General features: G+C 72.6%; 22 protein-coding genes and 1 pseudogene. 9 read left to right on the top strand and 14 right to left on the bottom strand.

Features of this window, described 5'->3' with window-relative positions:
* The gene (locus ACY0PA_RS33640; protein WP_473081216.1) at nucleotides 1-774 is read left to right on the top strand and encodes an MBL fold metallo-hydrolase; all 774 of its coding nucleotides are present in this window, start codon (nucleotides 1-3) and stop codon (nucleotides 772-774) included.
* Nucleotides 771-1,433 (top strand): DedA family protein, encoded by a 663-nt coding sequence (locus ACY0PA_RS33635; RefSeq protein WP_473081215.1) that lies wholly within the window; start codon nucleotides 771-773, stop codon nucleotides 1,431-1,433. The genes ACY0PA_RS33640 and ACY0PA_RS33635 overlap by 4 nt, the downstream gene beginning before the upstream one ends.
* On the opposite strand, the gene ACY0PA_RS33630 is transcribed toward ACY0PA_RS33635, so the two are convergent.
* The 3 genes from ACY0PA_RS33630 to ACY0PA_RS33620 all read right to left on the bottom strand — a co-directional run bounded on the left by ACY0PA_RS33630 (nucleotide 1,413) and on the right by ACY0PA_RS33620 (nucleotide 5,557).
* Complete coding sequence (locus ACY0PA_RS33630) at nucleotides 1,413-2,438, bottom strand: MBL fold metallo-hydrolase (RefSeq protein WP_473081214.1); 1,026 nt, start codon at nucleotides 2,436-2,438, stop codon at nucleotides 1,413-1,415. The genes ACY0PA_RS33635 and ACY0PA_RS33630 overlap by 21 nt on opposite strands.
* Nucleotides 2,435-3,694, bottom strand: a complete 1,260-nt coding sequence (locus tag ACY0PA_RS33625) for an aminotransferase class I/II-fold pyridoxal phosphate-dependent enzyme (protein WP_473081213.1) — start codon at nucleotides 3,692-3,694, stop codon at nucleotides 2,435-2,437. The genes ACY0PA_RS33630 and ACY0PA_RS33625 overlap by 4 nt, the downstream gene beginning before the upstream one ends.
* Nucleotides 3,695-3,925: 231 nt before the next feature.
* Nucleotides 3,926-5,557 (bottom strand): ATP-binding cassette domain-containing protein, encoded by a 1,632-nt coding sequence (locus ACY0PA_RS33620; protein WP_473081212.1) that lies wholly within the window; start codon nucleotides 5,555-5,557, stop codon nucleotides 3,926-3,928.
* A 92-nt stretch (nucleotides 5,558-5,649) separates the two neighbouring features.
* Between ACY0PA_RS33620 and ACY0PA_RS33615 the strand changes: the two genes are divergently transcribed.
* From ACY0PA_RS33615 to ACY0PA_RS33605, 3 genes are all read left to right on the top strand, one after another.
* Nucleotides 5,650-7,155 (top strand): phosphatase PAP2 family protein, encoded by a 1,506-nt coding sequence (locus ACY0PA_RS33615; protein WP_473081211.1) that lies wholly within the window; start codon nucleotides 5,650-5,652, stop codon nucleotides 7,153-7,155.
* Nucleotides 7,156-7,263: 108 nt separating this feature from the next.
* Nucleotides 7,264-8,103 (top strand): class I SAM-dependent methyltransferase, encoded by an 840-nt coding sequence (locus tag ACY0PA_RS33610; protein WP_473081210.1) that lies wholly within the window; start codon nucleotides 7,264-7,266, stop codon nucleotides 8,101-8,103.
* Nucleotides 8,104-8,248: 145 nt separating this feature from the next.
* Nucleotides 8,249-8,602, top strand: a complete 354-nt coding sequence (locus tag ACY0PA_RS33605) for a VOC family protein (RefSeq protein WP_473081209.1) — start codon at nucleotides 8,249-8,251, stop codon at nucleotides 8,600-8,602.
* 114 nt (nucleotides 8,603-8,716) lie between these two features.
* On the opposite strand, the gene ACY0PA_RS33600 is transcribed toward ACY0PA_RS33605, so the two are convergent.
* Nucleotides 8,717-10,711, bottom strand: coding sequence for a DUF5107 domain-containing protein (locus ACY0PA_RS33600; RefSeq protein ID WP_473081208.1), 1,995 nt, complete (start codon nucleotides 10,709-10,711; stop codon nucleotides 8,717-8,719).
* A gap of 146 nt (nucleotides 10,712-10,857) precedes the next feature.
* Here ACY0PA_RS33600 and ACY0PA_RS33595 point away from each other — a divergent pair, with 146 nt between their 5' ends.
* A complete protein-coding gene (locus ACY0PA_RS33595) occupies nucleotides 10,858-11,211 on the top strand; it encodes a DUF6204 family protein (RefSeq protein ID WP_473081207.1) in 354 nt (117 codons plus the stop codon).
* Here the strand turns inward: ACY0PA_RS33595 and ACY0PA_RS33590 are convergent.
* From ACY0PA_RS33590 to tatA, 8 genes and pseudogenes are all read right to left on the bottom strand, one after another.
* Nucleotides 11,180-11,746 carry a GNAT family N-acetyltransferase gene (locus ACY0PA_RS33590; protein WP_473081206.1) on the bottom strand — a complete coding sequence of 189 codons (567 nt, stop codon included), beginning with the start codon at nucleotides 11,744-11,746 and terminating at the stop codon, nucleotides 11,180-11,182. The genes ACY0PA_RS33595 and ACY0PA_RS33590 overlap by 32 nt on opposite strands.
* Nucleotides 11,747-11,790: 44 nt before the next feature.
* Nucleotides 11,791-12,030 carry a LapA family protein gene (locus ACY0PA_RS33585; protein WP_473081205.1) on the bottom strand — a complete coding sequence of 80 codons (240 nt, stop codon included), beginning with the start codon at nucleotides 12,028-12,030 and terminating at the stop codon, nucleotides 11,791-11,793.
* 136 nt (nucleotides 12,031-12,166) lie between these two features.
* Nucleotides 12,167-13,909 carry a CocE/NonD family hydrolase gene (locus tag ACY0PA_RS33580; RefSeq protein ID WP_473081204.1) on the bottom strand — a complete coding sequence of 581 codons (1,743 nt, stop codon included), beginning with the start codon at nucleotides 13,907-13,909 and terminating at the stop codon, nucleotides 12,167-12,169.
* 201 nt (nucleotides 13,910-14,110) lie between these two features.
* Nucleotides 14,111-15,049: a S66 peptidase family protein gene (locus ACY0PA_RS33575; RefSeq protein ID WP_473081203.1), complete on the bottom strand. Its 939-nt coding sequence runs from the start codon at nucleotides 15,047-15,049 to the stop codon at nucleotides 14,111-14,113.
* Nucleotides 15,046-17,052: a dipeptidyl-peptidase 5 gene (locus ACY0PA_RS33570; RefSeq protein WP_473086512.1), complete on the bottom strand. Its 2,007-nt coding sequence runs from the start codon at nucleotides 17,050-17,052 to the stop codon at nucleotides 15,046-15,048. The genes ACY0PA_RS33575 and ACY0PA_RS33570 overlap by 4 nt, the downstream gene beginning before the upstream one ends.
* Before the next feature lie 86 nt (nucleotides 17,053-17,138).
* Nucleotides 17,139-18,473, bottom strand: a complete 1,335-nt coding sequence (locus ACY0PA_RS33565; protein ID WP_473081202.1) for a M20/M25/M40 family metallo-hydrolase — start codon at nucleotides 18,471-18,473, stop codon at nucleotides 17,139-17,141.
* Nucleotides 18,466-19,299: a M55 family metallopeptidase gene (locus ACY0PA_RS33560; RefSeq protein ID WP_473081201.1), complete on the bottom strand. Its 834-nt coding sequence runs from the start codon at nucleotides 19,297-19,299 to the stop codon at nucleotides 18,466-18,468. The genes ACY0PA_RS33565 and ACY0PA_RS33560 overlap by 8 nt, the downstream gene beginning before the upstream one ends.
* A gap of 112 nt (nucleotides 19,300-19,411) precedes the next feature.
* Nucleotides 19,412-19,616 (bottom strand): annotated as a pseudogene (gene tatA / locus ACY0PA_RS33555) (Sec-independent protein translocase subunit TatA).
* Nucleotides 19,617-19,719: 103 nt separating this feature from the next.
* On the opposite strand from tatA, the gene ACY0PA_RS33550 reads away from it, so the two are divergent.
* From ACY0PA_RS33550 to ACY0PA_RS33540, 3 genes are all read left to right on the top strand, one after another.
* The gene (locus ACY0PA_RS33550; RefSeq protein ID WP_473081200.1) at nucleotides 19,720-21,246 is read left to right on the top strand and encodes an LCP family protein; all 1,527 of its coding nucleotides are present in this window, start codon (nucleotides 19,720-19,722) and stop codon (nucleotides 21,244-21,246) included.
* 179 nt (nucleotides 21,247-21,425) lie between these two features.
* Complete coding sequence (locus ACY0PA_RS33545; protein WP_473081199.1) at nucleotides 21,426-21,692, top strand: GlsB/YeaQ/YmgE family stress response membrane protein; 267 nt, start codon at nucleotides 21,426-21,428, stop codon at nucleotides 21,690-21,692.
* Between the two features lie 102 nt (nucleotides 21,693-21,794).
* Complete coding sequence (locus tag ACY0PA_RS33540; RefSeq protein WP_473081198.1) at nucleotides 21,795-22,148, top strand: hypothetical protein; 354 nt, start codon at nucleotides 21,795-21,797, stop codon at nucleotides 22,146-22,148.
* On the opposite strand, the gene ACY0PA_RS33535 is transcribed toward ACY0PA_RS33540, so the two are convergent.
* Together ACY0PA_RS33535 and ACY0PA_RS33530 are read right to left on the bottom strand one after the other, a co-directional pair.
* On the bottom strand, nucleotides 22,116-22,838 hold the full coding sequence (locus ACY0PA_RS33535; protein WP_473081197.1) for a class I SAM-dependent methyltransferase: 723 nt from the start codon (nucleotides 22,836-22,838) through the stop codon (nucleotides 22,116-22,118). The two genes, ACY0PA_RS33540 and ACY0PA_RS33535, sit on opposite strands and share 33 nt — an antisense overlap.
* 127 nt (nucleotides 22,839-22,965) lie before the next feature.
* The gene (locus ACY0PA_RS33530; RefSeq protein ID WP_473081196.1) at nucleotides 22,966-25,395 is read right to left on the bottom strand and encodes an ATP-binding SpoIIE family protein phosphatase; all 2,430 of its coding nucleotides are present in this window, start codon (nucleotides 25,393-25,395) and stop codon (nucleotides 22,966-22,968) included.
* Between the last annotated feature and the right edge of the window lie 79 nt (nucleotides 25,396-25,474).

Here is a 25,474-nt window from a genome sequence, read left to right as displayed (position 1 = left end):
GTGCCGGTGGAGATCACCTGGTGGGGTCACGCGACCTGCACGGTCGAGGACTCGGGAATCCGCGTGCTGACCGACCCGCTCTTCACGCGCCGCCTCGCCCATCTGCGCCGGCGCCGCGGGGCGCCCCCACCGCCCGAGGCCGCCGTCGCCGACGTCGTGCTCGTCTCTCATCTGCACGCCGACCATCTGCACGTCCCGTCCCTGGCCCGGCTCGCGCCCGGCACCCGGGTCCTGCTCCCGCGAGGGGCCCGGCGCGCGGTGCCCGGCCTGCGCAGGCTCACGCATCTGCGGCTCACGGAGGTCGAGCCGGGCACCCGCGTAAAGGTGGGCGACCTCGTCATACGCGCCGTGCCCGCGTCGCACGACGGGCGGCGCATCCCGGTGGGACCGCACCGCTCCCCCGCGCTCGGGTTCGTGGTGAGCGGCGAGGCCCGTACCTACTTCGCGGGCGACACCGGGCTCTTCGACTCCATGGCGGGGGCGGTGGGCGAGGTGGATGTGGCGCTCCTGCCGGTCGGGGGGTGGGGACCCTGGCTCGGGCCGCACCATCTGGACGCGGGCCGCGCCGCCGAGGCGCTCGCCCGGATCGCGCCGCGCAGCGCCGTGCCGGTGCACTACGGGACGTACTGGCCGATCGGCATGGACGCGGTGCGACCGCATGAATTCCACACGCCGGGCGAGGAGTTCGTGCGGCGCTCCGCCCAGCTGGCGCCCGAGGTGACGGTGCATCTGCTCGGTCACGGTGAGAGCGTGAGGCCGGAGGTCGCCAGGTGAATCCGGTCAGTGGCGCGGGCCACGAGCTGCTCGCCGCCGCGGTGACGCACGCGCCGCCGGAGTCCACCCAACAGGCCGTCGGATACCCGTCGTTGTTCCTGCTGATCGTGATCGGGGCGCTGGTGCCGGTCGTCCCCACGGGGGCGCTCGTCAGCTCGGCGGCCGTGGTCGCCTTTCATCAGACGGCGCCGTTCTCGCTGCTCCTGGTGTTCGGAGTCTCCGCGTCGGCGGCGTTCCTCGGCGATGTGGCGCTGTACTGGCTGGGGCAGCGCGGCATGCGGTCGAAGAACGGGTCGAAGTGGCTCGGCGCGATCCGCGACCGGGCGCCCGAGGAGCGGCTCGCGCAGGCGCAGGACAAACTCGCCGACCACGGGGTGATGGTGCTCGTCCTGTCCCGGCTCGTGCCCGCCGGGCGCATCCCCGTGATGCTGGCGTGCCTGATGGCGAGGATGCCGCTGCGGCAGTTCGCGCGCGGGGACGTCCCGGCGTGCCTGGCCTGGGCCGTGACGTATCAGCTCATCGGCATCCTCGGCGGCTCCCTGTTCAGTGAGCCGTGGGAGGGCGTGGTGGCGGCGGTCGGCCTGACGCTGGTGATCAGCGCGGCGCCCGCCGTGTGGCGGCGGGCGCGCGGGGGCCGCTCAGACGGTCAGCACGCGTGAGGCGCCGACCGGCAGGTCCCACAGGTCTTTGCGCGCAAGTCCCGCCTTCTGCCAGGCGGCCCGTACGCGCGTGAGGGGTTCGAGGACCGGCTCGGCCGAGAGCAGGAACGTGGCCCAGTGCATGGGCGCCATACGGCGCGCGCCCACGTCCTGCGCGGCCTGCACCGCATCCTCCGGGTCGCAGTGGACGTCCTTCAGCCACCAGCGCGGCTCGTAGGCGCCGATGGGCAGAAGCGCCAGGTCGATGCCGGGGTAGCGGCTGCCGATCTCGGAGAACCAGTGGCCGTATCCGGTGTCCCCTGCGAAGTAGACCCGCTGTCCCTCCAGGTCGGTGAGGACCCAGCCGCCCCACAGGGTGCGGCAGGTGTCGACGAGGCTGCGCTTGGACCAGTGGTGCGCCGGGACGAAGTCGAAGCGCACGCCGTCCAGTTCCGCCGCCTCCCACCAGTCGAGCTCCGTGACGCAGGTGAAGCGGCGGCGGGTGAACCAGCGGCCGAGTCCGGCGGGGACGAACACGGGTGTGTCCCTCGGGAGCCTTTTGAGGGTGGGGGCGTCCAGGTGGTCGTAGTGGTTGTGGCTGATGACGACGGCGTCGACGGGCGGCAGGGCGCTCCAGGCGACGCCGGCCGGGGTGACGCGGGCCGGGGTGCCGAGGATCTTGCGGGACCAGACCGGGTCGGTGAGCACGGTGAGGCCGCCTATGCGCAGCACCCAACTGGCGTGCCCGGCCCAGCTGACGGCGACGGTACGGGCGTCCACGGTCGGCAGCGGTCCCGGCTCGAACGGCAGGGCGGCGATCTCGTTCAGCGCGTCGGGCGGCGGACGCAGCGCGCCCTCCCTGGCGAACCGGGCGAAGGCGCGCAGTCCGGGCAGCGGCGCCGTCAGGCGGTCGGCGAACGACTTGGGCCACATACGTCCCCCGCCGAGCGGCTTCGGCTCGGCGAGGGGTACGAAGGACGCGGGGGCATCAGCTCGCTGTGCCGTCGACTCGGACTGCTGCGTCATCGAGGACTCTCCCATCCCTTGACGTCGGCCCTGAGATCGTCGAGAGCCGACTGCAACATGCTCAACGCGCGCTGTACATGCGGCAATTCCAGAGGATCCGGCGCGGAGAGAGACGTCATACGCTCTTTGGGGGTTGAGCCGAGGAAGGGGCCGGTGGACAGGCGTACCCGCAGCACCGCCAGGTCGTCGCCGAAGCGGTGGCCGCCGGGGGTGGGCATGCCGAGCCGCTCGGAGAGCCGGTCCTCCAGGTCCTGGGCGTCGCCGACGCCGCGGGCGGCGAGCGCGGGACGCAGCCGGTCCAGGTCCGCGTACAGATGGCGGCCGGCTTCGGGCGGCCGGGCGAGTCCGCCGGAGCGGAGCACCGCGCGGTGCACGGCGGCGGCCACGCGCGCGTGGAGCGCGGTCGTGGCGTGCAGGTGCGCAGTGATCCCGGCGGGCTCGCCGAGCGCGTACGCCGCTGCCGCCGCGGCGGGGGCCGAGAGGACCGCGCCGAGCGCGGTGAGGATGTCCAGGACGCGGGCGCGCAGCGCGGCTCCGCGCGCGGTGGCGGGGAGGCGGGCGACGGCCGCGGGCAGGCCGGGCGGCAGGTAGGCGCCGGTGAGGTCGGTGACGACGGTGACGTGCTCGGGCAGCATCTCGGCGGGGCCGATCAGGACGGTGGCGCGGGCCGGGTCGTGGTGCAGGGTGTCGCGCCAGGTCTCGTCGCTGACGATGTGCAGGCCCTCCTCCGCGGCGGCCTCGACCGCCTCGTGCAGGATCTCGGGCGGCGGCACGGTCCCGGTCGGGTCGTCGGCGACGGACAGGACGAGGAGCCGCGGGTCGCCGCCCTCGGCGCGGACGCGGCGCGCGGTTTCGAGGAGGGCGTACGGATCGGGGACGCCGCCGCACTCGGCGGGCGTCGCCACGTGGAAGACGGACCGGCCGAGCAGCCGCGCCTGGGGCTCCCACCAGGCCGGGCAGGGCCGGGGCAGCAGCACGTCGCCGCCGATCGCGGCGGTCAGGGCGAGGAGCAGGGGTGCGCCTCCGGGCGCGGCAGCGGTGCCGCCCGGTTCGGTGGGCAGCCCGCGACGCTGCCAGTAGCCGCAGGCGGCGTCGAGGAGGGAGGGGGAGCCGCCGGGCGGCTGCGGGGCGGCCGGGTCCGCGGCGGCGGCCGCGGCGGCCAGCTCGGGCAGGACGGGAAGGCCGTCGTCCGGCAGCGGCGGCCCGTACCGGACGGGCCCGTGCCCCTCCAGGATCCCGTGGTCGTTCCCCCGCATGTGCCACCTCCACGCGCTGCCAGTCCGCACTGCCGACCTCATGGGCACCTCATACCCTCCCCAGCCTCTCCCGAGCCGCACACTCGCGCGCGGCCTGCACGGCAGGGACGGTGGCCGCGTCCCGGGATCGGGAGCACGTGGGAATGCGGCGAGGGGAGGGTCGCGCGGAGCTGGGCCGAGTGGGTGACGGGGCGCCGGCGGGGGCGGCGCCGGTCACCCCGCGCGCGTCCCTTACCCCCGCGCCCGCTCCACCCTGCGCTCGTCCCAGACGGGTTCGTCGGACTCGCGCAGTCGGCCGTCGCTGCCGAAGACGAGGTAGCGGTCGAAGGAGCGCGCGAACCAGCGGTCGTGCGTGACGGCGAGGACCGTGCCGTCGAACGCCTCCAGGCCCTCCTGGAGCGCTTCGGCGGACTCCAGGTCGAGGTTGTCCGTCGGCTCGTCGAGGAGGAGCGCCGTCACTCCGGCCAGTTCGAGCAGCAGGATCTGGAAGCGGGCCTGCTGGCCGCCCGAGAGCCGCTCGAACTTCTGCTCGGCCTGGGCCGTCAGCTCGTAGCGCCGCAGCCGCCCCATCGCCGCGCCGCGGTCCTTGGCGTGGTCGAGCCAGAGGATGTCGAGCAGGGTGCGGCCCTGGAGCTCGGGGTGGGCGTGGGTCTGTGCGAAGTGGCCGGGCACGACGCGCGCGCCGAGCCTCCACTCCCCCGTGTGCGCGACCGTGTCGTCGGGGTTCCCGGCGAGCAGGCGCAGGAAGTGCGACTTGCCCGAACCGTTCGAGCCGAGGACCGCGACCCGCTCGCCGTAGAAGACCTCCAGGTCGAACGGTTGCATGAGGCCGGTCAGCTCAAGGCCCTTGCAGGTGATGGCCCGCACGCCGGTCCGGCCGCCGTGCAGGCGCATGGTGATGTCCTGCTCGCGCGGCGGCTCGGGCGGGGGTCCCGCCTCCTCGAACTTGCGCAGGCGGGTCTGCGCCGCCGCGTAGCGGGACGCCATCTCGTGGCTGACCGCGGCCGCCTGCCGCAGGTTGAGGACGAGCTTCTTCAGCTGGGCGTGCTTCTCGTCCCAGCGCCTGCGCAGCTCCTCGAAGCGCGCGAACCGCTCGCGCCGCGCCTCGTGGTACGTCGCGAAGCCGGCGCCGTGCACCCAGGCGTCGGCGCCGGCCGGGCCCGGCTCGACGCTGACGATCTTCTCGGCGGAGCGGGCGAGCAGCTCCCGGTCGTGGGAGACGAACAGGACCGTCTTACGGGTCTCGCGCAGCTTCTCCTCCAGCCAGCGCTTGCCGGGCACGTCGAGATAGTTGTCCGGCTCGTCGAGGAGGAGGACCTCGTCGGTGCCGCGCAGCAGCGCTTCGAGGACGAGTCGTTTCTGCTCGCCGCCGGAGAGCGTGCGGACCTCGCGGAACTGGGCCGTGTCGTACGGGATGCCGAGGGCGGCCGTGGTGCACATGTCCCAGACCGTCTCGGCCTCGTAGCCGCGCGCCTCGGCCCAGTCGGACAGGGCCTGCGCGTACTCGAGCTGCGCCGCCTCGTCGTCGACGGTCATGATCAGGTTCTCGGCCTTGTCGACGGCCTTCGCCGCCTCCCTGATCCGCGGGGTCGCAACCGATACGAGCAGGTCGCGCACGGTCGTCTCGTCGCGTACCGAGCCGACGAACTGCGACATGACGCCGAGCCCGCCGCCGACGGTGACGGTGCCGCCGTGCGGCTTCAGCTCGCCGGAGATCAGCTTGAGGAGGGTCGTCTTTCCCGCGCCGTTCGGCCCGACGAGGGCGACCACGGAGCCCTCCCCGACCCGGAAGGAGACATCACCGAGCAGCGCCCGCCCGTCCGGCAAGTAGTACTCGAGGTGCGCGGCTTCCAGATGTCCCATGGTCCGCATTGTGGGCGCCCGGTCGGGTGAGGAGCAAAACGATTTCGGCACGCCCCCGGGGTGTGGGGCCCCACGGCGGGTACACGTGCGCAATGTGCGCTGACCTCGACCCTCTGACGACCCGGTGGACCGCACCCCCTCCGGGCCCCGGCCTGCGCGGCCGGCTCGCCGCCCTTGACCTGCGCGTTTTCGAGTATGCGGCGCGTCGGCACTGGCCCGGCGGCGACCGTGTCCTGCCCCGGCTGAGCCGCAGCGCGAACCATGGGGTGCTGTGGTTCGCGGCGGCGGGCGCGCTGGCGGTGGGCGGTTCGCCGAAGGCCCGCCGCGCGGCCGTGCGCGGGGTGGCCTCGCTCGCCGTGGCGTCCGCGACGATCAACACGCTCGGCAAGCGTTCGGTGCGCAGGCCGCGGCCCGTGCTCGACCCGGTGCCACTGGTGCGGCGCCTGAAGCGGCAGCCCGTCACGACGTCGTTCCCGTCCGGGCACGCGGCGTCGGCGGCCGCCTTCGCCACCGGCGTCGCGCTGGAGTCCCGCCTGCTGGGCGCGCTGGTGGCGCCCCTCGCGTTCTCCGTCGCCGCGTCCCGTGTCTATACGGGCGCGCACTTCCCGGGCGATGTCCTCGCGGGCGCCGCGCTCGGGGCGGGCGCGGCCTACGCGGTACGGGGCCTCGTGCCGACCCGCGACCAGATGCCGTCGCCGGGCCGGCCGCTGGTGGACGACGTGCCGAAGCTGCCCGGCGGTCAGGGCCTGGTGATGGTGGTCAACACCGGTGCGGGCACGCCGGACCAGGCGCGGACGCTGCGCGGCCTGCTGCCGCTCGCCGAGATCGTCGAGGCCGAGGGGTCCGATCTGCCCGCCGCGCTGGAGAGGGCGGCGACCCGGGCGCGGGCGCTCGGGGTGTGCGGCGGGGACGGCACGGTGAACACCGCGGCGGGCGTCGCCCTGCGCCACGGTCTGCCGCTCGCCGTCCTTCCCGGCGGCACGTTCAACCATTTCGCCTACGACCTGGGGATCGAGGACCCGGGCGATCTGTCGCGGGCCGTCGAGGCGGGCGACGCCGTCGCGGTCGACGTCGGCCGCTTCCGCTCGTCGGCCACCTCCGGGATCTTCCTCAACACCTTCAGCCTGGGCGTGTACCCGGAGCTGGTGAAGGAGCGCGAGCGCTGGTCGCGGCGGATCGGCGGACGGCTCGCCGACGTGGTGGCCGCCACGCACGTGCTGCGCCGCGACCACCCGTTGCAGGCCGAACTGGACGGCACGCGGCGGCCGTTGTGGATGGTGTTCGCCGGGAACTGCACATACCGCCGGATGGGGCTCACGGCGGGCCGGCGCGCGGATCTCGCGGACGGCCTGCTCGACGTGCGCGTGGTGCACGGCGGCCGGCTGCCGGGCGCACGTCTCCTGGCGGCGGCGTTCGCGGGGCCGCTGTCCCGCTCCCCGTTCCACGCCGCGGTCCGGCGCACGCGGCTGCGCATGGACCGCATCAGCCCCGGCACACCGCTGGCCTTCGACGGTGAAGTCGGGTCGTGCGGACGGGAGTTGACCATCGACAAGCAGCACGAGGCACTGCGGGTCTACCGGTCGCCGACCATACTGTGACAGCACGAACGAGTCCGTATAGCGAGATGGCCATCTCAATATTCGGCATAACGGCGTACGGTGATCTCACTGGGTTCACCGCTCACCGATCTTGCGAAGGGGACCGCCATGCCGAAGGAGACCGCCGTCTACACGCACGGCCACCACGAGTCCGTGCTGCGCTCCCACACCTGGCGCACGGCCGCCAACTCGGCGGCGTATCTGCGCGGTTCGCTGAAGCCGCACATGAAGATCCTGGACATCGGGTGCGGCCCGGGCACCATCACCGCCGACCTGGCGGCACTGGTTCCCGAGGGGCATGTCACCGGCGTGGACCAGGCCGCGGTGATCCTCGACCAGGCAAGGGCGACGGCGGCCGAACGCGGCCTGACCAACGTCGACTTCGCGACGGCGGATGTCCACGCGCTGGACTACCCGGACGACACGTTCTGCGTCGTGCACGCCCACCAGGTGCTCCAGCACGTCGGCGACCCGGTGCAGGCCCTGCGCGAGATGCGCCGCGTCACCAAGCCCACCGGTTTCATCGCCGTCCGCGATTCGGACTACGCGGCCATGACCTGGTACCCGAACGCGCCCGCCATGGACGGCTGGCTGGACCTGTACCGGCGGGTCGCCCGCGCCAACGGCGGCGAACCGGACGCGGGCCGGCGTCTCAAGTCCTGGGCACTGGAGGCCGGTTTCACCCCGGCCGACATCACCGCGTCCTCCTCCACCTGGTGTTACTCCGCGCCCGACGAGGTCGAGTGGTGGAGCGGCCTGTGGGCGGACCGCACCGTCGCCTCCGCGTACGCCGACCGCGCCACGAAGAGCGGCCACGCGACGGCCGCCCAGCTGGAGGAGATCTCCGAGGCGTGGCGGACATGGGGGAAGCAGCCTGACGCCTGGTTCTCGGTGCTGCACGGCGAAATCCTGTGCCGCAAGACGGATCACGGGAGCGAGGAGAGCTGAGCTGTGCGCCCGCGTCACCGTCCTCCCGGTGACGCGGGCGCGCCGCCTCACGACCGATCCCCGCCGCGCCCCCCGTTCCCCGCCGTTCCCCGCCGTTCCCCGGAAGTGATCACGCGTCCGCGCGTGGCCAACTACCCTCACCGCTATGGAGATCCTGGGAACCACGCTGCGTATCTGCGTCGAGGACCTGGAGTCCTCGGTCGCGTTCTACGAACGGCTCGCGGGCAGCCGGGCCCTGCGCTTCGAGCGCGGCGGGGTCTCCGTCGCGGCGGTCGGCTGCTTCCTGCTGATGAGCGGGCCGAAGGAGGAGATCGACGTCCTGCGCAAGGTCTCGGCGACGATCGCCGTCCCGAACGTCGACGAGGCCCACGCCGTCCTCAGCGCGTCCGGCGCACGCGTCCTCGCGGGACCGGTCCCGACGCCCGCGGGCCGCAACCTGATCGCGATGCACCCGGACGGCTCGGTCTTCGAGTACGCCGACCGGCAGGGCCAGGCTTGACGAGCGGTCGTGGTGGACCTGCCCGCGCGTGACCTGGTGGTCAGGGCGGGTCGGCTCGTGGCCAGGGACGGCGAGCTGCTGCTCCCCTGACCGCGCGCGCCGCCGCGCGCCGGGTCAGGACTCCCTGGGCCGCATGCTGAAGTCGTACTGGGCGGGCAGACGTTCGCCCGGCGCGGCGAGGCGTGCCCACAGTTCGGCGATGACCTCCGAGCCCTCGCGCAGGTCGGCGACCTCGAAGCCCTCGTCGAACACGGCCCGTGCCGCCTCCTTGTCGCCCTCGGCAAGGAGGAGCCGGGCCTCGACGAGCCGGAAGCGGCCGCGGGCGCGGGTCGTGGCGTGCAGCCGGTCCCAGACGGCGCGGGCCGGTCCGGGGCGGCGGGCCGCGAGCAGCGCGTCGATGGCCTCGCGGCCGAGCGCCGCGGTGGCCGCCGTCCAGGCCTCGCCGTCGTCGCGCCGCTCCTGGCACAGGTCGTCGAAGGCTTCGGCATAGCGGTCGGCTGCGCGTTCGTGATGGCCGGCCTCCTGGTCGGCGACGGCCAGGCAGCGCAGCAACGGCCAGAGGGACGGGGCGAGTTCGAGGCCGCGCTCCCAGCTGCGTACGGCCTGGGCCAGGTCGCCCGCATGCCATTGGGCGACGCCGAGGTGGTACTCGGTGAGCGGCTGTGCGGGCGCCGTTTCCAGCATGTCCCGCCAGTGCGGCGCGACGAGGGTGGGACCGGGCGGTCCGACGCGGCGCGGCTCGGGGATGGAGCCGGTGCGCAGGAGGTCGAGCCAGGGTTCCTGGGCCGGGCCGAGGCCCGACTCGGCGAAGGGGGTGCCGGGCAGCTTGAAGTCACCGCGCAGCACTTCGAGGGCGCCCCACCCGGAGCCCTCCGCGAGCGACTCCTCCGGTTCCGCGTCGGCGTGCGGGCGCCAGGCCGCGTAGGCGGCGTCGACGTCCGCCCTCGGCAGCGCGGCTTCGAGGCACTCCTCGACCTCGCCGCGCGCGGCCGCCCAGTCTTCGGCCGAATGCACGGCGTCGGGCGCCGCGGACAGCGGTCCGTACGACTCCAGCCACGCGAACTCGCCCTCGGCGTCCAGGCGTACGTGCTCCAGCTGGGTGCGGGCGAGGCCCGCCTGTATCTCGGCGTAGCCGCCCGTGCCCGGCTCGGTCAGCCACTCCTGCCAGCGCCGCCCGCCCTCGCCGTGACCCCACAGGAACAGCTTGCGGCCGCGCAGCAGGTCGGTCGAGGTCTGTACGAGCCCGTGCCCGTCGTCGTCGAGCGCGGCGATCCAGCGGCGCTGCCCGTCGGGGACCTCGTAGAAGTAGTCGGCCGGGAATTCGCCGCTGAGGGGGTAGGTGCGGTCCACGCCGTCGGACTCCGGGACGGGGACGCGGCGCAGGCTGCGCTCGTAGCCGAAGTGCCAGGCCTCGTCGGCGGGGGCCAGGACGCGGTGTTCCTCGGGGACGGCGATGTTCGACCACCAGTAGACGGGCGCGGGCCGTTCGTGGGGATTGCGTATCCGCACCCCCACGTGGAGGAAGTCGGAACCGGCGGGCAGCCACAGGTCCACCTGGAACGGCAGGTCGCGCAGGCGCTCCCACTCCCACAGGCGCAGCATGTCGCCGCCGTCGGGCGCGGTGACGCGGGCGGCGTGCAGGGGTGCGCAGGACAGGGTGGTGTGCCCCGTCGCGCCGATGTTCCACTCGATGCCGCCGGAGAACCAGGCGCCGTTGAGGGCGAAGTCGGCGGGCTGGAACACCGGGTTGCGGTAGAGGAGTTCACGGTCGGTGGGCTTGTGGAACATCGAGTGGACACGGCCGCCGAGGCCCGGCAGAACCGTGACGCGCAGCCGGTCGTTCTCGATCACGAGCGTGTCGAGGGTGAGGGGGGCGCGCTCGCGCCCGTAGCCGTTCTTGAGCCGCTCCGGCAGGATGCTGCGCAGCTTCTCGTAGCCGATCTGGCGGGCCATGTCGCGCGGCATGCCCTGCTTGGAGCGGTCGTCGACTTCGTGGAGTTCGTCGAGGGGCCGCAGCGGCGGCAGCGGGTCGGGGGCGCCCACCGCCACGCCGGGCAGGGTCAGTACGTCGCGTCGAAGGGTCGTCCGCTCGGCCTGCGAGTCCGTCAAGTCCGCCTCCTGGTCCATGGGGCCCGCCGTCCGCACGCGGAGTGCCCCGACGACCATGGAACAGGCTCGCCCCCGAGCTGACCAGGGGCTCTCCAGGTCAGAATTAAGCAAAGGCGCATTTCGGCCCGCCGGGTTACTCTCCGCGGATGGGAACGCAGCACACCTACAGGGTCATCGTCCGCGGCACATGGGACGGTCTGGCGGACGGCGCGCGCGAGCGGCTGCTCGCCGAGGCCGACGAGCACGGGCTCGCGTCGATGAGGTTCACGCCGGAGGGATCGCTCACGTACGACCGGGTGCTGAAGCACTTCTCGTACCGGTTCGTCGTGGAGTCGGATGCCGAGGACGGCGCGGAGATGGCGGAGGCGCTCGCCGAGGAGCGGGCCGAGGCGTCGCTCAGGGCGCTCGGTGAGGGGTACGGCTTCGGGTCGCTGAAGTCGTCGGCGACGGACATGGACACGATGAAGGTCAACCGGAAGCACCGGGCATCTCGGCCGTGAGCGCCCAGCGCTCGTGGTCGCGCCAGGCGCCGTCCACGAAGATGAAGTCGGGCGAGTAGCCCTCACGGCGGAACCCGGCGCGGCGGGCGAGCGCGATGGACGCCTTGTTGCCCGGCTGCATGTTGATCTCCAGGCGGTGCAGTCCGAGGGGGCCGAAGGCATACCGGACGACGAGGCCGAGGCCCTCGCTCATGATGCCGCGGCCCGCCGCGTGCGCGAACACGCCGTAGCCGAGGGCGCCGCTGCGGAAGCCGCCGCGGACGATGTTGTTGATGTTGATGAAGCCGGCGATTTCGCCACCGCCCCCGTCGTCCGTCCGCTCGCACACCAGGAATCCGCAGCGGGTCGGATCGTCGATGAGTGCGCCCGCGTAGGCGGCGTAGGTGTCGGCGGCGGTGGGCGGGAAGAGCCAGGGGTGGTGCAGCTCCGCGCTCTCCCGCGCCCGCGCGGTGAACTCTTCTCCGTCCGCGAGCGTGAAGGGGCGTATGCCCACGTGGGGGCCTTCGTCGAGGTAGCGGCGGCTGGTGGCGGACATCCGGCCAGCCTACGCCGCGGCCGTGGGGCGGCAGCCGGTCCGTGTCACTTGCGCCTGCTGATGAAGTAGCCGCCGCAGATCGCCCCGATGACGGCGACGGCGCCGAGCACCAGACAGAGCGGCATCGACACCTCGGGGAGCAGCAGGCGGATCCTGACCTGCCGGGTGTTCTCGAGGATGAAGACGACGACGAGGACGACCAGCACGATGACGGCGATCCGGCCCCGTGTGAAGGTGCCGGTGACGCCGCTCCTGTCGGAGCTCGCCGTGTCCTTGGGACTCATCCGTGGACCCCTCCGTCGGAGCGACGCGTGCCTTCTCCGCCCAGCATGGGCAGCCGGGCGGGTTCGCGCACGGCGGGGTGTCCCTCCGGGGCGGGGCGCGCGGCCGTACGGGTGACGGCCCCGGCCCCGGGTCGCCCTACTGTCCGACGACCGGCAGCTCCAGGACGCCGGTGTCCTCGGGCGCGCTGGTGACGGTGACGGGCTTGATGCCCTTGTTGCCGCCGTACGCGTCGTCGCTCGCCGCGATGACGAACTGGAGACGGTGCCCCGTCTCGTAGCGGTGGACGATGCCGGGCAGCGACACTGTGAAGGAGCGGGTCACGTCCGGCACACGGACCGGTGCGACCAGTCGGTGGACGAGTGTCTTGCTGCCGTCCGGCGCGATGTCGTACAGCTTCGCGAAGAGGACGAGTTTGTCGGCGGCGTCGTCCGAGTTCTGGACGCGCTCGGTCTTCGGTGAGACGACCTTGAGGGTGGCCTTCGGGGCGCCCACGACGTCGGTCGTGCGGGTCAGGGGCTCGCTGGTCCAGCCGAGGTAGGTGCCCGCGGTGTCGCGCGGGGCGGGGTCGGGCAGGCCGATCAGGCCGGCCAGGGAGGACTCGGAGTGGCTGGTGGGGATCAGCCAGTTCGCGTACGCGCGGCTGCCGCGCGCGACCTTCGCCCGGTTGTCGACGAGCTTGCCGTCGCCGGACAGATACACCTTCCGGCTCAGGGCCGGGACGCTCTGCGCGGTGGCGTAGGTCTGGTCCGGGTCCGTGATCCAGTCGCGGTAGTAGGCGAACGCGGGGCCGGTGTCGACGTCCTTCTTGTGCTGGAGGTAGCGGTCGAACCAGGCGAGGATCCGCTTGCCGACGTACGAGGTCTCCAGGTTGCCCTGCGCGAGGTTGAGTTCGCCGCTCGCCGGATCCGTGAGGCCGCCGCTGTGACCCCAGGACTGCCAGATCATCTTGGTGGTCGTGCCCTGCGCCTTGAGGGTCCCGTACGTGGCCTGCGCCTCGTTCAGGTTGAAGAGGCTGTCGGACTGGCCCTGCACGAGCAGCGTCGGCGCCTTGACCTGCTTCAGGTACGAGACCGGGGAGACGCTGCGCGCGTAGTCGAGCATCGGTCCCGCCTTGTCGGACGGGTAGCGGCCGGAGTTCAGGGTGCTGATCGTCTCGCAGGCGTCGGTGACGAAGTGCAGGCAGGTCAGCTTGTTGATCCGGGACGGGTCGAGGGACGGTTCGAGGAGGGGCTGGCCCTCGCCGATCAGGTAGAAGCCGTTGGTCCACTGCCACTTGAAGGAGCCGGGGACGGAGCGGTCGGCGGCGTTGTTCGGGTCGAGGGAGTACGCCAGGTCGTTCCAGGTGATCATCGGGACGAGCGCGTCCACGCGGTGGTCGACCGCCGCGGTGGCCAGCTGGATCGCGCCGCCGTACGAGCCGCCGATCATGCCGACGCGGGGGTCGCCCTTGCCGTCCTCGGTGACGTAGTCGGCCTTCGTGCCGTCGTCGGCCGCGCGGGTCCCGGCGAGGAAGTCGACCAGCCCGGAGGCCGCGGCGCCGTCGATGCGGGGGTCGTCGAGCGAGACGAGGCACCCCGACTTGCCGAAGCCGAGTCCGGAGTAGACGAGTCCGACGTAGCCGCGCGCGGCGAAGGCCTTGCCGATGGCGTCGGTCGAGCCGTCGGACTTGTTGCCGCCGAAACCGTTGGTGGCGAGGACGGCGGGTGCGGTGTGGGTGGCGTCGACGCCGGCGGGCCGGTAGAGGTCGGCATCGACGACGCAGGTGCGGCCGCCTGCCCGGACGGTGAACTTCAGTGCGGTGACGGTGTATTCGCCCGTCTGCTGCGTCTGTGGCGTCGCGTTCGCGGGCGCTGCGAGGGCGAGGGGCGCGGCGACCATGGCGCCGAGGGCGAGGGCCGGCGCCAGTGGTGACCGCGGTCGGGATCGGGGCACAGCACGGGACACGGCTACCTCCACGCTGAGGAAGACCCACCGGCTACCGACCGGTAAGTCTGGGCGTGGTCATGTTGTGACACGTGTCATACACAGGTCAATCACCGGGACGCGTGTTTCTTGACGAAGATTCAGTAACCGAAAGATTCAGGCCAGCGCGGGCACGTCCAGGCTCAACGTCCCGGCGTCCGCGTCGAGTTCAGCCGTCATGCCGAAGGGGATCGTCAGCGCCCCCTCGCAGTGCCCGAAGCCGAACTCCTCGACGATCGGTACGCCGAGACCGCCGAGCCGGTCGGCGAGCAGCGCGCGCAACCCGTCGTACGCCTCGCACTCCGCCCAGGACCCGAGCAGGATCCCCGAGACCCCGTCCAGCCAGCCGGCACGCAGGAGTTGGGTGAGGTAGCGGTCGATGCGGTACGTCTCCTCGCCGGTGTCCTCCAGACACAGCAGCCCGCCCGCGGCCGACAGCCGGGCGTGCGGGTTGCCCACGTCGGCGGCGAGCAGACAGAGGCAGCCGCCGAGTGTGACGCCGCGCGCGGTGCCGCCCACGAGCGGCCGTCCGCCGTCCACCGACGTGATGGTCTGTACGGTCTCCGGCGCGAAGAGCGTGGCCTTCAAGTGGTCCTGCGCGCGGGCGCTCTTGACGAAGTCGGCCGCCGCGACCATCGGTCCGTGCAGGGTCGCGAGACCGAGCCGGGCGGCGAACGCCTCGTGCAGCGCCGTGATGTCGCTGTACCCGACGAACACCTTGGGCCCGGCCGCCCGCATCGCGTCCCAGTCGAGCAGGTCGGCCATGCGCTGCGCGCCGTATCCGCCCCGCGCGCACAGGACGGCGTCGACGGACGGGTCGCACCAGGCCCGCTGGAGACCGGCGGCGCGCTCGGCGTCACTGCCCGCAAGGTAGTCGAACCGCCCATGGACAGAGCGGACTTGGGGTTCGACGACGGGTTCGAGGTCCCAGCCGCGCAGGATGTCGAGACCTGCCTCCAGCCGGCCCTCGGGCACGGGTCCGCTGGGCGCGGCGACGGCGACGCGCGCTCCGGGGGCGAGGCGTGCGGGTCGGGTCAGCGGTGTCGGTGACGTCACTTGGACAGCTCCAGCGTGGGGATCCCGGTCGGATGGAGGCCGAACACCTGGGCATACAGGGAGAGTTCGGACTCCAGGGCGCGGATCACGGTGTCCGCGCGCCGGAACCCGTGGCTCTCGCCCTCGAAGGCGATGTACGCGTGCGGGACACGGCGCCCCTCCAGACGGGCGAGGAAGCGCTCGCACTGCACGGGCGGGCAGATCACGTCGTCGAGGCCCTGGAGCAGCAGGAACGGCGCGGTGAGCTGCTCCGCGTGCTCGGCCGGCGAGCGCTCCACGTATCGCGCGGGAACTTCGGCGAGCGGTCCGACGAGCGACTCCAGGTACTGGGACTCGAAGTCGTGGGTCTCGCCGGAGCCCCAGGCCGTGAGGTCGAGGATGGGGTAGAGGATCGTGCCGCAGGCGTAGACGTCGGTGCCGGTCAGGGACGCGGCCGTGGTCCAGCCTCCGGCGCTGCCGCCGCGGATCGCGAGCCGGTTGCGGTCTGCGGTGCCCTCGGCGGCGAGCGCGAGCGCCACGGCGGCGCAGTCCTCGACGTCGACGACGCCCCACTGTTCGCGCAGGCGGTTGCGGTACTCACGGCCGTAGCCGGTGGAGCCGCCGTAGTTGACCTCGGCGACGCCGATGCCGCGCGAGGTGAAGTAGGCGATCTCCAGGTCGAGTACGAGGGGCGCGTGCCCGGTGGGGCCGCCGTGGGCCCACACGACGTAGGGCGGGAGTTCGTCGTCGGGCGCGGCGTGGGTGGGGCTGTGCGGCGGATAGATGTGGGCGTGGATGTCCCTGCCGTCGGGGCCCGCGAAGGTGCGGATCTGCGGCTCCGGGCAGTACGCGGGGTCGACGGCGTCGGTGTGCGCGGCGCCGACGACGCGCGCCCGGCCCGTACACGTGTCGAGCTCCACGACCTCGTGGCCGGTGCGGGGGCTGGCGGCGATGCCGACGACGCGGGTGCCGTGCACGGCGAGGGCGGGGCTCCACTCGGTCCAGGGTCCGGCCGTGTCCACGACCTCGCCGGTCGCCGGGTCGAGCACGCCGAGCGCGGTGGCGCCGACGCCGTGGACGACGGCGATCAGGCCGCTCTCCAGCGGGGCGAACCAGCGGTGGCCGATCTTCCAGAGCGGCCCGCCGAACTCCTCCTCGCGCGGGCACAGGGCCCGCGGTTCGCCGTCCGGGCCGACGCGGTAGAGGTTCCACCAGCCGCTGCGGTCGCTGGAGTAGACGAGGGCGCCGTCCGGAGCCCACTCCACCTGCGCCACGGACTCTTCGGGCCCGCCGAACGCCGTCCTCGCCCCGCTGAACGTGCCGTCCTCGGCCACGTCCGCGACGACCAGCTCCGTACCGTCCCACGGCATGCGCGGATGGTCCCAGGCGAGCCAGGCGGCGCGGCGGCCGTCGGGCGAGAGGCGGGGTCCGGTGACGAACCGGTGGCAGGCGTCGGAGAGTTCGCGCACGGCGGCGCGGTCCCCGGCCGCGCTTCCGTCGAGCGGCACCGCGGCGGCGACGCGGCGCACGTCGGTCGGCCCGTCCCCGGTGAACTCCTCCAGGACGCACCACACTTCGCCCCGGTCGAGGTGGATCTGCGGATCGGCCCAGCGCAGCCCGTCCCCGACCGCGGAGACGGGGGTGAGCGGGCGGGGTACGGCGCCGGGAGCGTCGGGCTCGTAGGCGTAGAGCCGCTGGTCGGCGAAGTCGACAAACACCACAAGCGGCCCATGCGACCCCTCGGGCCGCACGGCGCCGGCCCACGGCTGGCCGCCGTACTCGATGACGCGGCTGCGCACGTTCCACGGCGCGGGCAGCACGGTGTGCTCCGAACCGTCGGCGCGCCGCCTGACCAGGGCCCGCCGGCCGCCCTCGCCGGGGCGGGGCTCGGTCCACCACGCCTCGTCGCCGACGAAGCCGACGTACTCCGGCTTCCCGTCGTGCGCGGCGGCGAGCGCGGCCGTGATCGGCGACGGCCACGATCCGTAGTTCTGGATCAGCACCAACTTGTCCACGCCCCCCATGACTTCAGAGGCCCCCATATTCTCCACGTGCGACGCCATTTCCTAGACCGTCTCCCCAACCGATGCCGAAACCCGCCCGACGGCGCCTACGCGGACCGCAGGAAGCGGTCGAGCACGCGGACGCCGAAGTGCAGCGCCTCTACCGGGACCCGCTCGTCCACGCCGTGGAAGAGCGCCTGGTAGTCGAAGCCCTCGGGGAGCTTCAGCGGCGCGAAGCCGTAGCCCGTGATGCCTAGCCGCGAGAACTGCTTGGCGTCGGTGCCGCCCGACATGCAGTACGGCACGACGTGCCCCTCGGGCGCGAACTCCTCGACGGCCGCGCGCATCCCCGCGAACGTCGGCGAGTCGACCGGCGCCTGGAGCGCGACCTCGCGGTGCTCGAACTCCCAGTCCACATCGGGTCCGGTGAGCCGGTCGAGGGTCTCGCGGAACTCGTCCTCGCCGCCCGGCAGATACCGGCCGTCGATGTGCGCGCTCGCCTCACCGGGGATCACGTTGATCTTGTATCCGGCGGACAGCATCGTCGGGTTGGCGCTGTTGCGGACGGTCGGCGCGACGAGAGCCGCGGCCGGGCCGAGCTTGGCGAGAAGTTCGTCGGCCGAGAAGCGCGGGGAGCCCACGCCGGCGTCGATGCCGTACAGGGCGGCGAGTTCGGTGAGCGCGGCGGCCACGGTCGGAGTGAGCCGCACCGGCCACTCGTGCGCGCCGATCCGCGCGACGGCGGCGGCGAGCCTGGTGACGGCGTTGGCGTGGTTCACCTTCGAGCCGTGGCCCGCCTTGCCGTGCGCGGTGAGCCGGAGCCAGCCCGTGCCGCGCTCGCCCGCCGCGATCGGGTAGATCTGCTTGCCGTAGCCGTCGTGGAAGGTGAAGGCGCCCGATTCGCTGATGCCCTCGGTACAGCCCTCGAAGAGGCCCGCGTGCTGGTCGGCGAGGAAGCCGGAACCGTCCTCGGCGCTCGCCTCCTCGTCGGCGGTGAAGGCGACGACGATGTCCCGGCGCGGGCGCACCCCGGCGCGGGCCCACTGCCGGACGACCGCGAGGATCATCGCGTCCATGTTCTTCATGTCGACCGCGCCCCGGCCCCACACGACCCCGTCGCGGATCTCTCCGGAGAACGGGTGCACGCTCCAGTCGGCGGCCTCCGCGGGGACGACGTCGAGGTGGCCGTGGACGAGCATCGCGTCGGCGGACGGGTCCGTGCCGGCGATGCGCGCGACGACGTTCGTGCGCCCCTTCGTGCGCTCGAGGAGGGTGGGCTCAAGGCCGGCTTCGGCGAGCTTTTCGGCCGCGTACTCGGCGGCCGGGCGTTCCTGGCAGTCGCCGCCCCCGCGGTTGGTGGTGTCGATGCGGATCAGCTCGGACGTGAAGGTCACGACCTCGTCGAGCGCCTGATCGTCCACCTGAAATGCCTGGTCAGCCATACTGTTCCTCCACCGCGGCCGAGACGATCGTGGTGACCGCCTTGAAGGTGCGGATGCCGTCGTACATGGTGTCGTTCGTGTAGGAGACCCTGCGCTCGCCGGTGCGCCGGACTCCGGGCACCACCGTCGCGGCCATCGACAGATGCTCGGCGTCGAATGCGAGCTCGATGGTGAACGGGCCGCCCTCGACGGGCTCGTGGCGCACGGCGAGCGCCGCCGCCTCCTTCGCCGCGGCCCGGATGTCGGCGGCGGTCCGCTTCGGCGTACGACACACAGCCGCATACCGGGACACATAGTCCTTGACCGCGACCTTGCGGGCCTCGGGCGCGTAGCCGAGCGCGTCGTCGCAAGTGAGGTCGTCGCCGGTGACGAGGACGACGGGTACGCCGTACTCGGCGACGACGTGCGCGTTCAGCAGGCCCTCGCTCGCCCGTACGCCGTTGATCCAGACGCCGGTGATGGAGTTGGCGAGGTAGGTGTGGGCGAGCACGCCCTCCGTGCCGGCGCCCGTGTGGTAGCCGATGAACGCGATGCCGTCGACGTCGCCGTGCTGGACGCCCTCGACCATGGAGAGCGTCTTGTGGCGGCCCGTGAGCATCTCCGCGCGCTCGTCGAGCTGCTCCAGGAGCAGATTGCGCATCGACCAGTGCGCCTCGTTGATGAGCACCTCGTCGGCACCCCCGTCGAAGAAGCCGAGCACGGCGGCGTTGACGTCCGAGGTGAACAGCGACCGGCAGCGTTCCCACTGCGGGGTGCCGGGCAGCACGTCGCCCGGCCAGGTCACACCGGTGGCGCCCTCCATGTCGGCGCTGATGAGGATCTTCATGGCGCATCACGGTACGCGCCGGGGAACGCGCAGGCCAGAGCCACCCGGAGAGCCAGAGGTCCAGTCCACCGAAAGGCGGCGGGCGCCCCTGTGGCCGGCGGATGCGCCGGTGTCAGGACGCGGCCGGGTCCCGGCGCTCCTCGACCTCGTCCGTCTTCATCGCCCGCGTCTCGCTCTTGAGGATCCGGAGCGACCTGCCGAGCGCGCGCCGTGTCGGGCAGTTTCCTCGAACCGAACAGGACGATGGCCACGATCGCCACAATGAGCAGGTGCCAGGGCTCAAGACCGTTGACCGTTGTGGAACATTTTCGCCCCATCCTTCGTCTCTTCGGATGAGGTGGGCACCACGGACGGCACCCACCAAGAAGCTTGCTACATTGCGCAACTGCACAACCCCGGATCCGAGTGAGGGCGCACCCCATGGCAGGCACCCGTGAGCAGTTGGCACCCGCGCGCCGAGGCGGCGGTGCCAAGTCCCCCGTACGCGCGGCGCGACCGAGGCGCAGCCGCGTGCGCTTCACGCTCGCGATAGCCCTGTCTCTGCTCGTCCTCCTGACGGGTGGCGTCGGCTGGGTGTATCTGAAACTCGGCGGCGACATCAACACGTTCAGCTCGGACGGCATCTCCGGCGACCGCCCCGACGCCGACGCGTCGAAGGGGGAGAACGTCCTCGTCATCGGCTCCGACGCGCGCACCGGGGGCAACGAGGCACTCGGCGGGGGCGACAAGGGCGACATCGGCCGCTCGGACACGGCGTTCCTGCTGCACATCTACGCCGACCGTCGCAACGCCGTGGCGGTGTCCGTCCCGCGCGACACCCTCGTCACGATCCCGCCCTGCAAACTGCCCGACGGCAGCTGGACCAGCACGCGGCCCGACACGATGTTCAACGCGGCGTACTCGACCGGCGAGACCCCCGACGGGAACCCCGCCTGCACGCAGAACACGGTGGAGAAGCTGACGGGTCTGCGCGTCGACCACACCGTCGTCGTGGACTTCAAGGGCTTCGCCGCCCTGACCGACGTCGTCGGCGGCGTGAAGGTGTGCCTCCCGCAGCCCATCTACCAGCGCGACCTGAACCCCCATCGCACGACCCCCGGCAAGCTCCTGTTCCCGCGCGGCGAGCAGAGCGTCTCCGGGCAGAAGGCCCTCGACTACGTCCGCCTGCGGCACGGCATCGGCGACGGCTCCGACATCGGCCGCATCAAGCGGCAGCAGGCCTTCGTCGGCAGCCTGATCAAGGAGATCAAAAGCAACGGCCTGACGCCCACGAAGCTCCTGCCGCTCGCGAACGCGGCCACGCGGTCGATGACCGTCGACTCCGGCCTCGGCTCCGCCGACAAGCTCCTCTCCTTCGCGATGTCCCTCAAGAACGTCGACCTGCACAACACCAAGTTCGTCACGATCCCCTGGCGCTACGAGGGAAGCCGCGTCGCGGTCGTCGAGCCGGACGCCGACGCGCTGTGGGCGTCGCTCAGGGAGGACCGGACACTCGACGGGAAGGACGCCAGCGGCAAGAAGGGCGCCCGGTCGAGCGCCTCCTCCGCGCCCTCCGCCGCGCCGGATCCGGGGGACGGCATCCGCGTCACGGTCTACAACGGAACGACCGTCATGGGACTGGCCGCCCACGCCGCGCGCGCCCTTGAGGACGACGGGTTCACCGTCACGGGCACGGCGACCGCGAACACCCGGAACCAGGCGACCACACTCATCCAGTACGGCCCCGGCGAGAAGGCGCGAGCGGGAACGCTCGCCCAGCGGTTCCCGGGCGCACGCCTCGAAGAGACCTCGACCGCGGGCATCAAGGCGATTCTCGGGCAGGACTACGCGGACCATCCGTCGACCGCCGCGACGGCGTCGCCGGAACCCACCGGCATACCGTCCGACGTCTCCGACGACGCCCGCTCAGCCGACGACAGCCTGTGCTCGAACCTGTCCTACGGATGACGCGCCGCAGCTGAGCACTACGGCTGAACCAATGCAACCGACCGGGATCGTTCAGCGTCTTCACCTCTGACTGGACAGTTGCGCACATTCGCAACGCACAGCCAACTCACAGCCACTGCACAGCCGAAGCAGAACCACATGCACAAGCACCACACATCACCGAGGGGAACGACGCACACGTGGGCATCATCAGCTGGATCATCCTCGGCCTCGTCGCCGGAGTCATCGCCAAGGTCCTGCTCCCCGGCCGCGACCCGGGCGGCCTCATCGGCACGACCCTCATCGGCGTCGGGGGCGCGTTCGTCGGCGGCTGGATCTCGTCGCGGTTCCTGGACCGCCCGGTCGACAACCAGTTCTTCGACGGGACCACCTGGATCGCGGCCATCGGCGGCTCGCTCGTGCTGCTCATCGGCTATCGCCTGCTCTTCGGCAACTCGCGCGACTGACGGGCCGGTCGATCCCCCATGGCCCCCGGCCGGCCGGCGTCACCGTCCGGGCCGGTGCGCCTCACGGGCATCCCTCCCCGTTCGGCACACGGCGTCGGTGAGGTGCTGCTTCACGACGAGGGCGGAGCCCTCGTCGGCCAGGTCCGCTTCCGGCTGTGCGCGCCGTGCCGTACGGGCCGGCTCCTCGGCATCTGGATCCTGGAGTCACGCCGGCAGGAGGGGCTGGGCCGGCGGGCGGTGCGGGTCGCGCTGGCCCAGGGCCACGACTACCGCTGGAACACCACCCTCCAGACCCGCCCCGGGCGCGGCTTCTTCCTCGCGGTGACCGCGCACGAGGGCGTCCCGCTCCGGCGCGGCAGGCCGCTCTGCCCGCATCTCCTGGGCCCCTTCGGCAATGCCCTGCGCCGCCTCGGCCTGCGGCGGCTAGTGTGCCCGCCCCACGACGAGCCAGCGTGACGGGAGCTCGATGCGGGTGCCGTCCGGTGTGTACTCCGTGGTGGTGAGCGGGAGTTCGCCGCTCGCGAGCACGTCGAGGCCCGCGGTACGCACGTAGTCGGGAACCGCCGCGTCGGACACCTCGCCGGGTGCGATGCCGTGCGCGAAGACCGGTGCCAGCTTCGCGGGCGGGCCCGTGGGGCTCTGCGCGAGATACATCAGGACGGGCCGGGCGGCCTCGGCGAGCTCCACGACGAAGGCCCGGCCGCGCTCGCCGACGAGCGCCGCGATGCCGTCGACCAGGGCCTGGCGGTCGTCCGCCTCGCACTGGTGGAGCACGCCCCGCATGTACACGTTCGCGTCGCCGAGCTCGGAGTGCAGCTGGTGCGCCTCGGTCTGCTCCGTGGCGTCGAGCTGCCGGAAGTCGGCCCGGCCCGCGGGGTCGGCGAGCCGGGCGTGGCCGAGGGCGGCGTCGGAGAGGTCGGCGCCGACGACGCGCGGATAGCGGTCGGCGAGGAAGCGCGTCTGGGTGCCGTTCCCGCAGCCGAGGTCCACGACGGGAAGGCTCTGGGTCAAGTGCGGCTCGAACAGGGCGAGATGGACCTTCGCGGTGAGGGCGGGCTCGGCGTCCCAGAAGACTCCGCCGGGTTCGCCGGGAGCCTCGCGCCAGAAGCTCTCCCAGGCGTCCTTGTACCGACTCGTCACGCTCATCTGCAACTCCCGGGGTGTGGTGGCACGCCAAGATCGGTCTACCGCGCCCCGGGCCCGCCCACAAGCACCCGGCCCATACCTTCACGCCGCATTCGATACGTGGACGCCCGGCGCGCCCCGACGCCAACTACCCTCGCGGCAACGCCAGTTCGAACCACACGGTCTTGCCGGAGCCCGTACGGCTCGTGCCCCACTCCCTGGCAAGGGCGCTCACGACGCGCAGGCCGCGCCCGAACTCGTCGCCCGCGCCCGCGTTGAGCAGCGTCGGGAGCCTCTGGTCGTCGTCCTCGACCTCGCACACGAGGGTCCCCGAGCGCACCAGGCGTACCTCGACGCTGCGGGTGCGGGCATGCCGTACGGCGTTGGCGACGAGTTCCCCGGCCATCATTTCCGCGGGGGCGGTGAGCGTGCCGAGGCCCCAGGCCGTGAGCTGGTCGCGGACGAGGGCGCGCGTGCGGGGCACTTCGACGGGGTCGGGGGTGACGCTCCAGTGGGCGACGTCCTCGGGCGCGATGCCGTTGAGCCGGGCCATCAAGAGGGCGACGTCGTCCTTGCGGCCGCCGCGGGTGTTGAGGGATCTGATGATGGTGTCGCAGGCGGCGTCCATGGAGGCCGCGGGATGGGCGGCGGACTCGCAGAGCGTGGCGAGGCCGACGCCGATGTCCTCGCCGCGCACCTCGACGAGGCCGTCGGTGCACATGACGAGCCGGTCGCCGGGCGCCATCGGGACGCGGACCGATTCGAACGGGACGCCGCCGACGCCGATGGGCGCGCCGGTGGGCAGTTCGAGCAGCTCGCTGCGGCCGTCCTCGGCGCGGACGAGGACCGGCGGGATGTGCCCGGCGTTGGCGAGCTCCAGCGCGTTCGCGATCGGGTCGTAGACCGCGTACAGACAGGTCGCGAGGTAGTGCTCGCCGAGGCGCTGGGCGAGGTCGTCGAGGTTGCGCAGGAGCTGGGCCGGCGGCAGGTCGAGGGCGGCCATGGTCTGGACGGCGGTGCGCAACTGGCCCATCATCGCGGCCGAGTTGAGCCCGTGACCCATGACATCGCCGACGACGAGCGCGGTCCGCGAGCCCGACAGCTTGATCGAGTCGAACCAGTCGCCGCCGACGCGGCCGAGGAGCGTGCCGGGCAGATAGCGGGTGGCGATGTCGCAGCCGGGCATGTGCGGTTCGATGTGCGGCAGCATGCTGTCCTGGAGGGTCTCGGCGACGCTCTCCTGGTACGTGTACATGCGGGCGTTGTCGAGGACGAGGCCGGCGCGGGCGGCGAGTTCGGCGCCGGTGACGCGGTCCATGTCGTTGAAGACCGGGCGTTCCCGGTGGCGCAGCAGGATCATGAATCCGAGGACGACGTTGCGCGCCTTCAGGGGCACCACCAGCATCGAGCGGTCGGTGATGAGGGGCCTGATGTCGCGCTTCTCGAACTGCGACGCGATCGCGTTGCCCATCTCCTCGCTGATGCGCGGGACGAGGACGGGCTCCCCTGAGGTCATGCACTGGAAGAACGGCGTGTGCGCGGGGAACGGCATCGACTCGCCGACGGGCACGACGTCGTCCCAGCGGCCCGGCTCGTCCGTGTGCTCCAGGGCGACGCGGTGCCACAGGGTGGTCGCATCGGGCGGGCCTTCGGGGAACCCCTCGCCCGCGACGACCTGTTCGCGCAGATAGGTGCCCGCGACGTCCGTGAAGCGCGGTACGACGGCCCGGCTGACCTCGATGATCGTGCGGGACAGGTCGAGGGACGAACCGATGCGCCCGCTCACCTCGTTGAGGAACTCCAGGTGTTCGCGGACGGCCGCGTACTCCAGGTCGTCCGTCTCGTCGTCGGGTGCGCGGCGCGGCGCGGGCAGTCCGGCGGCGGCCGCGCGGGCGGCCTCCTCCCTGCGGGCCTGACGCTCGGCGCGCCGGGGCACGCCCCAGTCGGCGGTGACGGGTACCCGGTCGTGGAGGCTGAACTCCAGGACGGGATAGCCGAGTTCGAGCACCTGGGAGACGATGCGGGCGCTCTCGCCGACGCTCATGCTGGGCAGAATGGCGGGGAGTCCGCGGGCCAGCTCGTCGGCTCCGGGAAAGTCGGTGTGCAGGGCGAAGCCGGGCGCGATGCGCTCCAGGGGGTGTCCGTCGGGCACGTCGTCGGCGTGCAACCGGTCTGCGTCGGCGGCGAGTACGAGCAGCTTCTCGGGCCCGGGGCCGACGAGCGGGTAGGCCCACCACAGGACGTCGATGCGCTCCCGGCGCGGAGCTTCGAGGCGGGCGCGGCCCGCGGCGGGGTACGAGGCCCGCCCCTCGAGCGAGGACTCCAGGCCGGGGCCGAGCCCGTCGTACGCGCCCTCCTCCCCGTACGCCTCGGAGTTGGGGCCGTCGGGCAGCGCGCCGGAGACGGGCAGCAGGTCGGTGGCGGGGCGGCCGACGGCGTCCTCGCGCGCGGAGCCGAAGAGGCGGCGTGCGCCGGTACTCCAGTGCGAGACGAGTCCGTCGCCGTCGACCACGACGACCGCCAGGGGTACGCGGCCCGGCACGGGGCTCTGTGGGGCCGTCCCGGTGCCACTGTGCATGGCCTGCGCTCCCTTCCCCGCGCGGCGACCGAGCGTCATTGGTTCGGCCCTTTCCCGTTCCACGGTACGCGGTACGGGG

This window comes from Streptomyces sp. DS1-CR2 (assembly GCF_055760475.1).
This window is presented reverse-complemented; position numbering and strand designations above follow the sequence as displayed.